This is a genomic window from Pectobacterium carotovorum (genome assembly GCA_016415585.1).
Classification (GTDB): domain Bacteria; phylum Pseudomonadota; class Gammaproteobacteria; order Enterobacterales; family Enterobacteriaceae; genus Pectobacterium; species Pectobacterium carotovorum_K.
Genome location: CP066552.1, coordinates 1,567,507 through 1,583,514 on the forward strand (window position 1 = coordinate 1,567,507; position 16,008 = coordinate 1,583,514).

Annotated in this window: 10 protein-coding genes; all 10 read right to left on the bottom strand. The window is 56.5% G+C overall.

Annotated features, from left to right (window positions below):
• Positions 1-296 precede the first annotated feature (296 nt).
• A complete protein-coding gene (locus JFY74_06950) occupies positions 297-1,658 on the bottom strand; it encodes a tRNA 5-hydroxyuridine modification protein YegQ (protein ID QQG29768.1) in 1,362 nt (453 codons plus the stop codon).
• 212 nt (positions 1,659-1,870) lie between these two features.
• Entirely contained in the window at positions 1,871-2,830 is a 960-nt protein-coding gene (locus JFY74_06955) for a glutathione S-transferase family protein (protein QQG29769.1), read from the bottom strand.
• Between the two features lie 367 nt (positions 2,831-3,197).
• Positions 3,198-3,749 carry a GNAT family N-acetyltransferase gene (locus JFY74_06960; protein ID QQG29770.1) on the bottom strand — a complete coding sequence of 184 codons (552 nt, stop codon included), beginning with the start codon at positions 3,747-3,749 and terminating at the stop codon, positions 3,198-3,200.
• A 39-nt stretch (positions 3,750-3,788) separates the two neighbouring features.
• Positions 3,789-4,442, bottom strand: a complete 654-nt coding sequence (locus tag JFY74_06965; protein QQG29771.1) for a Vat family streptogramin A O-acetyltransferase — start codon at positions 4,440-4,442, stop codon at positions 3,789-3,791.
• Between the two features lie 21 nt (positions 4,443-4,463).
• Positions 4,464-5,192, bottom strand: coding sequence for a two-component system response regulator BaeR (gene baeR / locus JFY74_06970; GenBank protein ID QQG29772.1), 729 nt, complete (start codon positions 5,190-5,192; stop codon positions 4,464-4,466).
• 25 nt (positions 5,193-5,217) lie between these two features.
• Entirely contained in the window at positions 5,218-6,585 is a 1,368-nt protein-coding gene (gene baeS / locus JFY74_06975) for a two-component system sensor histidine kinase BaeS (protein ID QQG29773.1), read from the bottom strand.
• A gap of 7 nt (positions 6,586-6,592) precedes the next feature.
• Positions 6,593-7,993 (bottom strand): MFS transporter, encoded by a 1,401-nt coding sequence (locus tag JFY74_06980; protein QQG29774.1) that lies wholly within the window; start codon positions 7,991-7,993, stop codon positions 6,593-6,595.
• 494 nt (positions 7,994-8,487) lie between these two features.
• Entirely contained in the window at positions 8,488-11,568 is a 3,081-nt protein-coding gene (gene mdtC / locus JFY74_06985; GenBank protein ID QQG29775.1) for a multidrug efflux RND transporter permease subunit MdtC, read from the bottom strand.
• On the bottom strand, positions 11,565-14,687 hold the full coding sequence (locus JFY74_06990) for an MdtB/MuxB family multidrug efflux RND transporter permease subunit (protein ID QQG29776.1): 3,123 nt from the start codon (positions 14,685-14,687) through the stop codon (positions 11,565-11,567). The genes mdtC and JFY74_06990 overlap by 4 nt, the downstream gene beginning before the upstream one ends.
• Positions 14,687-15,922, bottom strand: coding sequence for an MdtA/MuxA family multidrug efflux RND transporter periplasmic adaptor subunit (locus JFY74_06995; protein ID QQG29777.1), 1,236 nt, complete (start codon positions 15,920-15,922; stop codon positions 14,687-14,689). Before JFY74_06995 ends, JFY74_06990 begins: the two co-directional genes overlap by 1 nt.
• Positions 15,923-16,008 lie beyond the last annotated feature (86 nt).

Consider the following 16,008-nt stretch of genomic DNA (forward strand, 5'->3'; position numbering starts at 1 on the left):
AGCCAGCTCAAGGGAGATTGAGCTGGCCAAGGAGGTGGTTCCTAGTAGTATCACTACGCTTGTTTTTCGTTCTATGTTTTCTCAGCGACGCAATATTAACCACAAGACTGGCGAATTGATGTGATCTGTTTCTAATATTCGTAAAAAACCCCTGAGCTTTGTAACGATACCTTCGCGCGATTGACGTACCGAGTCGCGGTTGAGAAAGGTTGATAATAGGGGGGCATACGATAAGGAAGGGATTGCCTTGTGGGAGGCATTGCCGGATGTACGTGACATCCGGCGCTATTACCAGTTTATTCCGCGTTAGGATTACGCGTGGTGGTGCCCGGCAGATTGCGCAGCAGTAGCGCGTAATCCAGCGAGACATCGTCCGGCACGTGCAGATAGACGATATGGCCGTTACCCGGTGCCACATCGGTCAGCTGCCCTTTGGTATTCTGCATAGATTCGATGGTGAATTGAATATTGCCGTTTGGCGTCATCATCTCCACGCTGTCGCCGCAGGAAAACTTGTTCTTCACCTCGACTTCCGCCAGCCCATCGCGGCGCACGCCGGTGAATTCACCGACAAACTGCTGACGATCGGAAACGGAGTAGCCGTATTCGTAGTTCTGGTAATCTTCATGCACGTGGCGACGCAGGAAGCCTTCGGTGTAGCCACGGTGCGCCAAGCCTTCCAGCGTTTCCAGCAGCGTCGGATCGAACGGTTTCCCCGCGACGGCATCGTCAATGGCGCGGCGATACACCTGTGCGGTACGGGCACAGTAATAGAATGACTTGGTGCGGCCTTCGATTTTCAGCGAATGAACCTGCATTTGCGTCAGGCGCTCAACGTGCTGGATTGCACGCAGATCGCGGGAGTTCATGATGTAAGTGCCGTGCTCGTCTTCAAATGCGCTCATGTACTCGCCGGGGCGCAGGTTTTCTTCCAGCATAAAGACGTTGTCGGTCGGTTCGCCGATGCCCAGCGCAGGCTCAACGTTTTTCACCGCAATAGGTTCGTGCTGATGAACGATATTCCCGATGTCATCCTCTTTGCCTTCCTGAACCTTATATTCCCAGCGGCAGGCGTTGGTACAGGTGCCCTGATTCGGGTCGCGTTTATTGATGTAACCGGAAAGCAGGCAGCGGCCAGAGTAAGCCATGCACAGTGCGCCGTGAACGAAGATCTCCAGTTCCATATCTGGGACGTTCTGGCGGATTTCTGCAATCTCTTCCAGCGACAGTTCGCGGGAGAGAATCACGCGCGTCAGCCCCATCTGCTGCCAGAATTTCACCGTTGCCCAGTTGACCGCGTTGGCCTGAACGGAAAGGTGAACATCCATCTGTGGGAAGTTTTCGCGTACCAGCATAATCAGGCCCGGATCGGACATGATCAGCGCATCCGGCCCCATTTCGATCACGGGTTGCAGATCGCGCAGGAAGGTTTTCAGTTTGGCATTGTGCGGCGCGATGTTAACGACGACATAGAATTTCTTGCCCAGCTCATGCGCTTCGTTAATGGCTTGCGCCAGCGTCTGATGGTTGAATTCGTTATTGCGCACGCGCAGGCTGTAGCGGGGTTGACCGGCATAAATCGCGTCCGCGCCATAGGCAAAGGCGTAGCGCATATTTTTCAGCGTACCGGCCGGAGAAAGCAGTTCCGGTTTAAACATGGTATCTCTCGATTCTGATCACAAGTCAGGCTGCTCCACGGCGGGAACAGTAAAGGCGGAGGATTCTAGCGCTAATAGGGGTAAATTGCAGTAGACGACACATGAAATGTGGGGCCTTTGTTTGACGTAAATCAATCGTTTGACGTAAATCAATTTTTTGACCTAAATAAAGAATGGCCTGCCATTAATGGAACAGGCCAGATAAGGTCGTATTAACGCGTAGCGATACGGGATTTTCCGAACGTTTCGCGGTTGTGGAGCTGATATAAATCGACCTGTGGGCCAACCGGCACAATCTGCGTCGGGTTCAGCCAGGCAATACCGTAATAGCCTGCTTTGATGTGGTCGATATTGACCGTTTCTGCGACGCCCGGCCACTGGTACAGTTCACGCAGGTAGTTCGACAGGTTCGGGTAGTCGGCAATGCGCTTCAGGTTACATTTGAACGCGCCGTGGTAGGCCATGTCAAAACGCACCAGCGTCACAAACAGACGCCAGTCGGCCTCGGTCAGCGTGTCGCCGATGATATAACGATGGCTACCCAGATGATCGTCCAGTTCGTCCAGCGTGGCGAAGAGCGTGGTGACGGCATCGTTATAGTGTTCCTGCGTTTTGGCGAACCCGGTCTTATACACGCCGTTGTTGACGTTGTGGTACACGGTTTCGTTCCAGCGATCGATCTCGCTGCGCAGCTCTGACGGGTAGAAATCAAGGTGATTGCCGGTCAGGTCGTTAAATTCGCTGTTCAACATGCGGATGATATCCGCCGATTCGTTATTCACGATGCGGCCTTCTACCCGATCCCACAGCACAGGGACCGATACCTTTCCGGTGTAGTCGGGCACGCTGGCGGTGTACAGCTGGTGCAGGTAGTTTATCTCACCCACATGCTCGCCGGCATCCTGTGGCGTGGCAAATTCCCAGCCGTTATCAGCGATACGCGGGTTGGCAACGGAGAGGGAAATGATGTTCTCCAGCCCTTTCAGCTTGCGGAAAATCAGCGTGCGCGATGCCCACGGGCAGAGGTAGGAGACAAAAAGCTGGTAACGACCAGCCTCTGGCACCAGCTCGGTTTGCCGAAATTTGGTTTCTTCGCGGTGGAACGCCCCGTTTTTGATCTCTTCCGCTGCGACATCGCCATTAACCCATTTGCCATTCACTAAGCCTGACATACACTTTTCCCCTTATCCGTACTGTTGCAGGTGACCCCTGTCCCGCACGGTGTGCGAGGTGATACCCGTTATTATTGTAGGCTTAAAAGAGTAACAGCCTTGGGAAAAGATAAAATGACAAAATTTTCATTAAGTCAGACAGTATTTTTGACCAGCATGGGAAGGGGCCGGGGAGCTAGAGCCTAATACCAGTCACTTAAGCATGGATTTACTCGCACAGTCCCTGTGCTCGCCCTGACGGGCTGCCACAAGCGGCATTTAAAATGCGTTTGCATTTTATAGGGGAAACACGGTGAGGAGGTTCCCGCAGGGATGCCTCACACCGTGGTCGCCCCGGTATCTCGATCCTTAAACGATCAACATTAGGCTAACGCTTAGCCGCCAGCAGGCCGTATAGCGCAGAGTCGGACACCTCTCCGTCCACGATCCACCGCTGCTTTAACAGCCCTTCCTGCGTGAATCCCAGTCGTTCCAGCGAGCGGGCTGAGGCCACATTGCGGGGATCGATTTCGGCTTCCAGTCGGCTGAGTCCCGCTGTTTCAAAGGCAAAATCCCGCAGCGCAGAGAGCGCCTCCGCCATATAGCCTTTGCCTTGCGCACTCGCCGCCAGACAGTAGCCGATTTCGGCGCGTTTAGACTCAATCTCAAGGTTGAACAGCACGCAGGTGCCGATCAGTTCTCCGCTCTCTTTAACTTCCAGACCTAGCTTCATGTGCTGCCCGGCGCACAGCGCGCTCCAGTGTTCGTCAATTGCGTCATGTGCCTGTTCGATGTGCTGCCAAGGCGGATGATTCCAGAAGCGCATCACAACCGAGTCGGACATAAAGGCGAATAGCGCAGGCGCATCATCACGATAGAGCGGACGCAGCAGCAGGCGAGGTGTCTCGATTTTGGTGGTTTCGGAAAATAGCGCAGTCATTAGCGTGGGAGCCTCTTCTTCGTGTGGAATGGAAAACGGTTACTCTGGCAGATAGCCAGCTTGCAGTGCCGCAATATCGCCAGCCGTGATGGTTTCCAGATGACGCGTGATTTTTTCTATCGGCCAGTCCCACCAGCACAGCGTTTCCAGTGCATCGATGACATCCGGCGCAAAACGGGATTTAAGGATTTTGGCCGGATTGCCGCCAACGACCGTATAAGCGGGCACATCGGCGGTGACCACGGCACGTGACGCAATGATGGCGCCATTTCCAATGCGGATACCGGGCATGATCAGCGCGTCATAGCCAATCCAGACATCGTTGCCGATGAGGGTGTCACCTTTGTAAGGCAGATCGCCGGGCTTGGGCGTCACTTTCTCCCAGCCGTTGCCAAAAATCTGAAACGGGTAAGTCGACAGGCCGGAAAGCCGATGATTAGCACCGTTCATGATAAATTTTGCGCCACGCGCGATAGCGCAAAACTTACCGATGATTAATTTATCGCCGAGAAACGGATAGTGGTAGAGCACATTTTGCTCGAAATTTTCCGCACCATCGGGATCGTCATAATAGGTGTAGTCGCCAATTTCAATATTCGGGTTGGTGACAACGTTCTTGATGAAGCACACTTGGGGGAAACCGGCCATGGGGTAGTGGTTATCAGGGTCTGGTCCGTTCAACATGGTCTCCATAACATCATAAGGCGGTGGGTGTTACACCTCATTACAGGGCGCGGCTTCCCAGCGATAGCCGATGCCGTATACCGTGCGGATAAATGAGGTCTCTTCGTCCAGCTGTTCCAGCTTGCGACGCAGATTTTTGATGTGGCTATCGATGGTGCGATCGGTCACGACGCGATAATCGTCGTAGAGCTTATCCAGCAGCGCCTCGCGAGAAAATACCTTGCCCGGCTCGGTGGAGAGCGTCTTGAGCAGGCGAAACTCTGCTGGCGTCAGGTCAAGGTTCTGCCCCAGATAGCTGGCCTGAAAGCCGCTTTTATCAATCAACAGGGCCGTTTCGGTTTTCTCTGCGGCTTTCAGCCCGTCATTTTGCCAGCCGCAGCGGCGCAGCAGCGTTCTGACGCGCACGACCACTTCGCGCGGGCTGAAGGGCTTACAAATATAGTCGTCGGCACCAATTTCCAGCCCCAGCAGGCGATCGATCTCTTCGCTGCGGGCGGTGACCATAATAATCGGCACGTTGGAAAACTGGCGGATGGTGCGGCAGAGCGTCAGGCCGTCGCAGCCCGGCAGCATTAAATCCAGCAAAATGAGTGAAGGAGAATGCTGCCGCACCCACTCGACGACATCGTTGCCATTGGGCAGCCAGTGCGTGGCATAGTCCGCTGCCTGAAGGTAATCCACCAGCAGTTGCCCCAATTTGGGCTCATCTTCGACGATCAGAATCGGTGATGCCATAGCGAAATCGGGTGCGGTTGTCATAGCTCTGCTTATTTAGGTGTGGATCTTAATCAGATTCGTGCAAGGGAAGCTCGATGGTAATCATCACTCCCCCTAATGGCGAATGTTCAGCATACAGCCGTCCGCTATGCGCCTCAACGATATTATTGCAGATCGCCAACCCCAGCCCGGAGCCGCCGCTGGCGCGGTTACGCGAACTTTCTGCACGGTAAAAGCGCTCGAAAATCAGCGTGAGCTGTTCGTCGGTCACGCCGGGGGCGCTGTCCTGCCAGATAATCGCCCAGCGTTTATGCTGCTGAATAACCGTAATGGTCAACTGACCCTGCTCATCCGTGTAGCGCAGGCTGTTTTCCAGCAAATTGTTAAATAGCTGACTCAGCCGGTCCGGATCACCAAAAACGCCAGCCTGAGTCGGTAAATCGGTGGTGAGCGTAATCTGCTTTTTCTGGAAACGCTCATGAAACGCGGCGATAGCAATATGCAGAATTTGCACCACGTCTACTGCCGTTTTGCGGTAGGCCAGTGCCCCGCGATCGGACAGGGTGAGCTGATGCAGATCGTCCACCAGTTTGGTGAGCGTCGCGACTTCAGACTGGAGCGAATGCAGAGAATTCGAGTCGGGCTTGCGCACGCCATCCTGCAAGGCTTCCAGCTCGCCACGCAGCACCGCCAGCGGCGTTCTTAACTCGTGAGAGACATCGGCCATAAACGCGCGACGGGACTGCTCATTTTTTTCCAGCGTGATGGCTAGCTGGTTGAAGTCTTGCGCCAGCCTGCCCAGTTCATCGTGCGAGCTTGCCGTCACGCGCGTACTGAAATCCCCCGATGCCAAACTGTGCATGCCGTTGACCAGCCGCTTGACGGGCGCGAGCAGGCCACGTGCGGTGAGCCAGGTGGCGATAATCGCGAGCAGCGTCGAGAGTGCGACAATCAGCCAACTGGTACGCTGTTGCTGTTGATCGAAGCTGATGTCGGCGTTGCGGGTCAGGCGTTCAACGGGCGAGGCGACAATCCAACCGACCGTTTGATTTTGCACCTCAATCGGCTGCCAGGTGCCTTCGTTCGGGATGGGAGCGGGAGAGCCAAACAGTTTGCGTTTACCAGTATCGAGCACCCAAAGCCGGACTCGCCATCCTTGCATGCTGTTGTCGGTGTCGTTGTTTTGATCCAGCGAGTGCAGCATCTTGAACACCAGACGTTCATTGTTACGCAGGAATGACCAGTTGCCGTGCTGCTGATATTGTTCTGCCAGCGCATCGCGCAGTTGCGTGACCCGCTGTTCGTTGCCGCGCTTAATGTAGTCGATAAAACCGCGCTCGAAGCTGGCGCGCACACCCCAGTGCATGGTAATCAGCACCAGCATGCAGGTGGCGAAAATCGCGAGAAACAGTTTAGCGGTGATTCCGAATTTCATGACGACCTCACGATTTACGCGGCAGCGTTGACTGCTTGACGCTGTCCATTGGCACGCGATTAAAAATCAACACGGGCAGGGCGATGATAACGATCATGCTGAGATAGGTGTAAATAAACACCGTATGTGTTTCCGTGCCTCCCGCCGCCATGTGCGGCTGAGAAAACATCCCCAGCAGAATGCCTGCGATGCTGACGCCGAGGCTGGTGGACAACTGCATGGTCATCGACAGCAGGCTATTGCCGCCGCTGGCGAGCGTATCCGGCAGATCCTTCAACGTCAGCGTGTTCATGGTGGAGAAGCGAACGGCGTTCACCGTGCCGAGGAAGAACAGCACAATCGGGATCATCCAGATCCATTTCATTAGCGCAACCAGTGCAAACAGCGCCGTAATCAGCGCCAGCAACAGCGTGGAGGTAATCAGCACGCGGCGGTAGCCGAATCGGTTGACGACCTGCACCACGATCCGCTTCATTCCCATGCTGCCTAGCACCATTGGCACCATCATCAGCCCGGCGTGGAACGGAGAAAACCCCATTCCCAACTGTAAAAACAGCGGCGTCATAAACGGCAACATGCCGCTGCCGATGCGGGCCAATAGCCCGCCTGTCAGGCCGATAGAAAAGGTGGATGTGTCGAACAGATGCAGGTTAAACAGCGCCCGTTTGTTGTGGCGGGCGTGCAGCCAGTAGCTCAATAGCGCGATCAGCCCGACGGCGATTAACGCGAAAATGGCAATTGGCGGAATGCCCAGACTGCGGTTGCCGTCCAGCGCCAATGTCAGTGTGGCCATGCCGACGGCAAGCCAGAGGAAGCCGCTGATATCGAAGCGTTGGGTGCGCATGGTGTAATTGGGCATCAGGAACCAGGTTGCCAGCGCGCCGATAATGCCGACCGGCAGATTGATGAGAAAAATCCAGTGCCAGCTGGCGTATTCCACCAGAAAGCCGCCGAGCGCGGGCCCCATTAGTGGGCCAATTTGGCCGGGCAGCGTCACGAATGTCATCGCCGCCATATACTGATCACGTGGGACGATCTTCATCACTGTCAGGCGGCCTACCGGCACCATCATCGCGCCGCCGACGCCCTGAATGACGCGTGAAATCAGCAGTTCGTTCAGCGTTTCCGAACGGGCGCACAGCAGCGACCCGAGCGTAAACAGCAGAATTGCGGCGAAAAAGATGTTCTTCACGCCGATGCGGTCCGCTAGCCAGCCGCTGGCGGGCAGCATCACCGCGACGGTCAGCACATAGGAAACAATCACCGAATGCATATGCAGCGGGCTTTCATTCAGACTCGCCGCCATCGAAGGCAACGCGGTATTCACGATGGTGGTGTCCAGCGTCTGCATAAAAAAGCCAAAGGCAACAATCCAGAGCTGCCAGCGGACGGAGGCTGGTTGGGTCATCTTTCATGACCCTCTGGATTGTTGGATATATTCGGCATAGTTGGTGGTGTCCTCACATTTCGCATGGTGCTCTCAAAGCACGAATATTATTATCTCGGAGAGGTTTCGTGCGCTTAACATTTGTTTTTCTCTGCATGCTTTCCGTATGCGCACGACACAGGGGCGCTCAGTCGCCGCCGCCCTGTGAACCCAGGCTGTTTGGCGGGAAATGATGCCGCTTCGCGATTCCTTCGTCGTCAATGCTCTCCTGTTCGGACCGCCGCTGACGCGCCGGGAGCGCGTCACTGGCGGCCCGTAAAGAGGCGGCTTTCGGCGAAGGCACCGCGTAGCGGTACAATTTAGCGCCAAAAGCCAGGGTTCCAAGGGCGACGGCAATTGAGCCGCCCTTGGTCGGGCGCGTTCGGGGCGCTATTAGAAAAACGGTGAAGCTTGAGCGCACGAAATATCCCCATAAATAGCATATTAATTAGATAGCTAACGTTAATCCTATTCCGTCACGATAGTGACAAATCCTTCCCCGGTGCTTTGCGCCGAATATTCCTCAGCTTGTCGAAAAACAGATACACCACCGGTGTGGTGTACAGCGTGAGGATTTGGCTCATCACCAGACCTCCGACAATTGTGATGCCGAGCGGTTGGCGCAGCTCGGCACCATCACCGCTGGTCAACACCAGCGGCAGGGCGCCAAACAGCGCGGCTAACGTGGTCATCATAATCGGGCGGAAACGCAGCAGGCAGGCCTGAAAAATGGCGTCCTGTGCGCTCAACCCGCCGCTGCGCTGTGCCACCAGCGCAAAATCCACCATCATGATCGCGTTCTTCTTCACGATCCCAATCAGCAGCATGATGCCAATCAGCGCGACCAGACTAAACGGTGCGCCGAACCACTCCAGTGCCAGCAGCGCGCCCACGCCCGCCGAGGGCAGGGTAGACAGAATCGTCAGCGGGTGCACATAGCTCTCATACAACACGCCCAGCACGATATACACGGTGATAATCGCTGCCAGAATTAGCAACAGTTGGGAAGACTGCGACTGCTGGAACGCCTGTGCTGTACCGGAGAACTGACCGCGTACCGCTGACGGCACGCCCAGCGACGTCATGGTTCTTTCTATCGCTGCCGTCGCGCTGGAAAGATCGGTGCCCTCCGGCAGGTTAAAAGATATCGTCGAGGCGGCAGACAGCCCCTGATGGTTCACCGAAAGCGGCGCGTTGATCGGCTTCCAACTGGCGAAATAAGAGAGCGGGATAGGCTTACCTTCGTTATTGATCACGAACATCTTGTTCAGTGAACTGACGTCTTGCGTGTAGGCGTCGTCCACTTCCATCACCACCTTGTATTGGTTTAGCGGCTGGTAAATGGTTGAAATCTGGCGCTGTCCGAAAGCGTTATTGAGTAGTGCGTTAGCGGCAGAAACGCTGATGCCGAGCTGCGCCATCGCATCACGATCGTAGGTGAGCGCCATTTCCGCGCCTTTATCCTGCTGATCGGAATTCACGTCGGCCAGCTCAGGGAGTTTGCTGAAAGCAGCACGAATCTTGGGTTCCCAGATGCGCAGCTCGCTCAAATCGTCAGACAGCAGCGTGTACTGGTATCCCGCGCTCGATTCCCGCCCGCCGATACGAATATCCTGCACCGGCATTAAAAACAGGTTGGCACCGGGTTCTTTTGCCAGCTTGACGCGCAGGCGACTGATCACCTGCTGTGCCGATACATCACGTTCGGACAGCGGCTTAAGTGAGATAAACATCGACCCGCTGTTGGTGCGCGATCCGCCGGTAAACCCGTTCACGTTATCCACCGCAGGATCGCTGCTGACAATGGTCATGAAGTTCTGGAGTTTCACCGTCATAGCCTGAAAAGAAATGCTCTGGTCGGCCTGAATGAAGCCCATCAATCGGCCCGTGTCCTGCTCTGGGAAGAAGGTCTTGGGAATGCTGATGTACAGCCAGACGTTGAGCGCGATGGTGCCCAGCAGGAGCAGCAACACCCAGCGCGCATGGTTGAGCACCCATTTCAGCGAGCGCCCGTAGCCTTGCTGCATGGCGAGCAATACACGATTAAAACCACGGGTGCGCGGCTGACTGCGTTTGGGAACGGCACGTAGCAGGCGGGCGCACAGCATCGGCGTCAGCGTCAGCGAGATCAGCAGCGAAATCATGATCGCTACCGACAGCGTGACGGCAAATTCGCGGAATAATCGCCCCGGTAGCCCGTCCATCAGCAGGAGCGGGATGAACACCGCAACCAGCGACAGACTCATCGATAAGACGGTAAATCCCACTTCGCGTACGCCCTGAAGCGAGGCCTGTAGCGGCTTCATGCCGGCTTCGATGTGGCGGGAAATATTCTCCAGCACCACGATGGCGTCATCCACCACGAAACCGGTGGCAATGGTAAGCGCCATCAGCGACAGGTTGTTCAGACTAAAACCGCACAGATACATGGCCGCGAAAGTGCCGATAAGCGACACCGGGACGGCCAGCGCTGGAATGGCGGTTGCACGGGCTGAACGCAGGAACAGAAAGACGACCAGAATAACCAGCGCGACGGCGATAATCAGCGATTGCTCGACCTCCGCCAGCGAGGCGCGAATGGTGGGTGAACGATCCTGTGCGACGTCCAGCTGTATTTCGGCGGGCAGGCTGGCGCGCAGTTCCGGCATCGCGGCGCGGATATTGTCTACCGTGGTGATAATGTTGGCATCCGGCGCGCGGCGAATCATCACCAGAATCGCAGGCTTCGAGTTCGCCATCCCTGCGTTACGGGAGTTCTGCACCGAATCTTCTACCGTGGCGACGTCGCTCAGGCGGACGGCTGCCCCGTTGTTGTAGTGGATAATCAGCGGCGCGTAGGCATCGGCGGTTTTGAGTTCATCGTTGGTTTGTATCTGCCAGCTTTTCTGGCTGTTTTCCACGTTCCCTAGCGGCTGGCGCACGTTCGCCTGCGCGATAGCCTGCCGCACCTCATCGAGGGAAATCCCCTGATTAAACAGCGCCACCGGATTCAGCGCGACGCGCACGGCAGGCAGCGAACTCCCGCCGATGGAGACATCGCCAACGCCTTCCATCTGCGAAATTTTCTGCGACAGCTGGGTAGAGGCAAAGTCGTACAGCTGTCCCTGACTGTAGGTGTCCGAGGTCAGCGTCAGAATCATGACGGGGGCATCGGACGGATTGACTTTGCGGTAGGTCGGGCGGCTAGACATGCCGGACGGCAACAGATTCTGTGCCGCGTTAATGGCTGCCTGCACATCACGCGCCGCACCGTTGATATCCCTGTCGAGATTAAATACCAGAATAACGCGCGTACTACCGAGTGAGCTGGTGGAAGTCATTTCGCTGACGCCCGCGATCCTGCCGAGTGCCCGCTCCAGCGGCGTGGCGACGGCAGAGGCCATGGTTTCCGGCGAAGCACCGGGCAGCGAGGCGCTGACCGAGATCACTGGGAAATCCACCTGCGGCAGCGGCGACACCGGCAGCAGGCGGAAACCTAATACGCCACAGAGCGCGATGGCCAGCGTCAGCAGCAGGGTGGCGACGGGGCGGTGGATGAACAGGGCGAAGAACTTCACTCGGTTTCTTCCTCCTGACGTGGCGCACGGCGGAATCGCGTCGCCAGACGATCAAACAGCAGGTAGATCACCGGTGTGGTAAACAGCGTCAGGACTTGGCTCATGATCAGGCCGCCGACCATACAGATCCCCAGCGGCTGGCGCAGTTCTGCGCCGACGCCAGTACTCAGCATCAGCGGCAGCGCACTCAGCAGCGCCGCCATCGTGGTCATCAAAATCGGCCGGAAACGCAGCAGACAGGCCTGATAAATAGCGTCATACGGTTTCATGCCCTGTTCTCGCTCCGCCGCCAGCGCGAAGTCGATCATCATGATGGCGTTTTTCTTCACGATCCCGATGAGCAAAATGATCCCGATAATGGCGATCACATCCAGCTCATTCCCCGCCATCATGAGCGCCAGTAGTGCGCCGACGCCCGCCGTTGGCAGCGTAGACAAGATGGTGATCGGGTGAATAAAGCTCTCGTATAGCACGCCAAGCACAATGTACATCGCGACAATCGCCGCCACGATGAGCCACACGGTGCTGCTCAGCGCTGACTGGAACGCCAGCGTACTGCCCTGAAAACGAGTGGTGATATCCGCAGGCAGGTTCATCTGCTGCTCGGCCTGCGTAATGGCATCAACGGCTTCGCCCAGCGCATAGCCTTTAGCGACGTTGAAGGAGATTGTCGTTGACGGGAACTGGTCGATATGGTTGATCGCCAGCGGCCCCTGACGCTCCTCAATGGTAGCAATACTGCTGAGCGGAATGGTTCCGCCGTCGCTGCTGATGAGGCGCACGTCATTCAGCGCGTCCAGACCGGTGTTGTTGGTCGTATCGTGCTCCAGCACCACGCGATACTGGCTGGCCTGCGTATAGATGGTGGAAACCAGTCGCTGACCAAAGGCATTGTACAGCGCGCTATCGACCTGTGACATTGTAATACCCAGACGGCTAGCGCTGTCGCGGTTCACGTTGACGTAGGCGACCGCTGCGCCGTCTTGCCAGTCGCTGCTGACATCCTCTAGCTGCGGCAGTTTTTTCAACTCGGTCATCAGCTTTGGCACCCACTCGCTCAGCTCGTCCAGCGACATCGCCTGCAAGGTAAACTGGTATTGCGTGCGGCTAATCTGGGTGTCGATGGTGAGATCCTGCACCGGTTGCAGATACAGCTGAATGCCGGGGATCTGGGCAGTTTGCTGTTGCAGACGACTGATGATCTCTGGAATACGTTCGCTGCGTTCACTGAGCGGTTTCAGGTTGATTTGCAGTCGGCCGCTGTTCAGCGCGGCGTTTGTGCCGTCAACACCGATGAACGAGGACACGCTTTCCACCGTCGGATCTTTCATGATGATGGATGCGACGCGCTGCTGGCGGTCGGCCATATTGCTGAACGAGACCGTCTGCGGTGCCTGCACGGTGCCCTGAATGATGCCGTTATCCTGTATCGGGAAGAAGCCTTTCGGGATCCAGATATAGAGCAAAACTGTTAGCAGCAACGTACCGAGTGCGACGCTGAGTGTCAGCCACGGATGATTCAGCACCTTGCGCAGCCAGACGCCGTAGGCATCAATCAGGCGAGTGAAGAAACGTTCGCTGGCGCGGGTAAAGCGGTTCTGTTTACGCAGTGACTGATGGCTCAGCATTCGTGCGCACATCATGGGCGTCAGCGTGAGCGAAACGACGGCGGAAATCAGAATAGATACCGCCAGCGTGACGGCGAATTCGCGGAACAAGCGTCCGACGATATCGCCCATAAACAGCAGCGGGATCAGCACCGCGATGAGCGAGAAGGTCAGAGAGATAATGGTGAAGCCAATTTCTCCCGCGCCTTTCAACGCTGCGTTAAGCGGTTTCTCTCCTTTTTCGATATAGCGGGCGATGTTTTCAATCACTACGATGGCATCATCCACCACGAAACCAGTGGCGATGGTGAGCGCCATGAGCGTCAGGTTGTTGATGGAGAAACCGAGAAAGTACATGGCGGCAAAGGTGCCAATCAGCGACAGCGGCACGGCAATGCTGGGGATCAGCGTAGCGACGGCGTTACGCAAGAACAGGTAAATCACCATCACGACCAGCGCGATAGCCAGCAGCAGCTCAAACTGGACGTCTTTCACCGAGGCGCGAATGCTGGTGGTGCGATCAGTCAGCGTGGTGACTTCGACAGAGTTCGGCAGGCTGGCTTTTAGCGCAGGCAGCATCTTGCTAATGCTGTCCGTAGTCGTGATGACGTTGGCACCCGGCTGGCGCTGAACGTTGATAATGATCGCCTGCTGCCGATTCGCCCAGGCACCGAGATGAATATTCTCGGCGGCCTGTTCGATAGTCGCGACATCCTGAAGCCGCACTGGCGCGCCATTTTTCCACGCAACAATTAGCTTGCGGTAGTCATCAACGGATTTCATTTGATCGTTGGCGGAGAGCGTGACCGAGCGCGTTGGACCATCCAGACTCCCTTTGGCGGAATTCACGTTGGCGGCGGTAATGGCGGTGCGGATCGTTTCGCTGGTTAGGCCGTACGCCGCCAGCGCAGGGGCGTTCAGCCTTACCCGCACTGCCGGACGTTGGCCACCGGCTAATGACACCAGACCGACGCCCGCCACCTGTGAGATTTTCTGCGCGATGCGGTTGTCCACCATGTCCTGCACCTGTGTCATCGACATGGTGCTGGAGGTGACGGCCAGCGTCATAATCGGCGGATCTGCTGGATTTACCTTGCTGTAGGTCGGTGGATAGGGCAGATCGTTAGGTAGCAGGTTGCTGGCCGCATTGATAGCGGCCTGCACATCCTGTTCGGCGACGTCCAGCGATAGCTCAAGCTGGAATTGAAGCGTGATAACGGATGCGCCGCCTGCGCTCTGCGTCGACATCTGTTTTAGTCCAGACATCTGGCCGAACTGCCGTTCCAGCGGCGCGGTAATCGCCGAGGTCACCACGTCGGGGCTGGCACCGGGATACAGGGTAATGACCTGAATCGTCGGATAATCGACTTCGGGCAGTGCGGACACTGGCAGTGCCCGATAGCCGATAATACCGGCGAGCAGAATGGCGATCATCAGCAGCGTCGTGGCGACCGGACGCAGGATAAACAGGCGCGACGGGCCACCGCCGCTGGCTGGAACGGTATCCTGCATCAGGATTTCTCTCCAGCGATTGCGGGCGTTTTCTCCGTCAACGCTGAGGGAATGACTTCCACTTTCGCGCCTTCGGTCAGGCGGTCGATACCGTCAGTCACAACCTGAACATTGGCGTCCAGCCCGGCGGTCACCACAACCAACTGGCCGTACTGAATGCTGGTGGTAACCTGACGCTTACTCACTTCATTTTTATCATTCAGAATCCAGACAAAGCGGCCTTCATTGCCCATTTGTACGGCGGCGGATGGCGCGACGACGGCATTTTTCAGCGTGTCGACCTTCATGCGGATATTCACGAACTGGTTCGGGAACAGGGCATCGTCCAGATTGTCAAAACGCGCCTTGAGCTTGATTGTGCCCGTGGTGGTGTCGATCTGGTTGTCCATGCTCAGCAGGATGCCCTGCGAGAGTTTCTTTTGATTAGCGCGATCCCAGGCTTCTACCACGGGCGGCTGACCTGATTTCTGCGCACTCAGAATCGTGGAGATTTCCGCTTCCGGTACGGTAAAGACCACATCAATAGGGTAGGTCTGCGTAATCACGACAATGCCATTGGTGTCGCCGCTGGTGATGTAATTCCCCACATCGACCTGTTTTAAACCGATCCGACCGCTGATAGGGGCGGTGATTTTGCTGTAATCCAGCTGAAGCTGTGCGCTGGCGACGGCACCTTCATCGGCTTTTAGCGTGCCTTCCGCCTGACGAACGGCGGCGGTCTGCGCATCCAGTTCTTGACGGGAGATCAGGTTGGTTTTCACCAACTGCTGATAGCGCGCTAAATCCTGTCGGGCGTTAGCCAGTGAGGCCTGATCTTTTGCCAACTGTCCCTGAGCCTGCGTCAGCTCAACCTGAAAAGGACGCGGGTCGATTTCCGCCAGCAGCTCGCCAGCCTTAACCTGTTGCCCTTCCTGAAAGTGGAGCGCCATCAACTGACCATTCACCCGGCTGCGCAGCGTCACGGTGTTGGCCGCCGTCACAGTGCCTAAACCTGACAGATAATAGGGCACGGAAGCGGATTGCGTCATCGCAGCCTGCACGGGGGCCAACGTGCGCATAGCAGCGCGGCGTCCACCGCCATTGCTGTTGCTTCCCGAATGTGACGTACGGGCGGCATGCTGTTCACTCGTGCCAGAGGCGGCAGGTGGTGTCTGGGTAAAATGGCGCCAGATCAGTACGGCAATAGCGATAACGGCGGCAAGTACCAGCAGGCCTCGGATACGTTTGGCATTCATAGTGATGGATTACTCTCTCCAGGTTGCACGGGAAGCACGGCGTAGCCGCATACTTCACGCTGCATGTGCGTTGGCTGTCATACCCA

Bases quoted from the DNA above. Each gene is read 5' to 3' on its own strand.
- JFY74_06950 (QQG29768.1), bottom strand. From the start codon at position 1,658: ATGTTTAAACCGGAACTGCTTTCTCCGGCCGGTACGCTGAAAAATATG.
- JFY74_06955 (QQG29769.1), bottom strand. From the start codon at position 2,830: ATGTCAGGCTTAGTGAATGGCAAATGGGTTAATGGCGATGTCGCAGCG.
- JFY74_06960 (QQG29770.1), bottom strand. From the start codon at position 3,749: ATGACTGCGCTATTTTCCGAAACCACCAAAATCGAGACACCTCGCCTG.
- JFY74_06965 (QQG29771.1), bottom strand. From the start codon at position 4,442: ATGGAGACCATGTTGAACGGACCAGACCCTGATAACCACTACCCCATG.
- baeR (QQG29772.1), bottom strand. From the start codon at position 5,192: ATGACAACCGCACCCGATTTCGCTATGGCATCACCGATTCTGATCGTC.
- baeS (QQG29773.1), bottom strand. From the start codon at position 6,585: ATGAAATTCGGAATCACCGCTAAACTGTTTCTCGCGATTTTCGCCACC.
- JFY74_06980 (QQG29774.1), bottom strand. From the start codon at position 7,993: ATGACCCAACCAGCCTCCGTCCGCTGGCAGCTCTGGATTGTTGCCTTT.
- JFY74_06990 (QQG29776.1), bottom strand. From the start codon at position 14,687: ATGCAGGATACCGTTCCAGCCAGCGGCGGTGGCCCGTCGCGCCTGTTT.
- JFY74_06995 (QQG29777.1), bottom strand. From the start codon at position 15,922: ATGAATGCCAAACGTATCCGAGGCCTGCTGGTACTTGCCGCCGTTATC.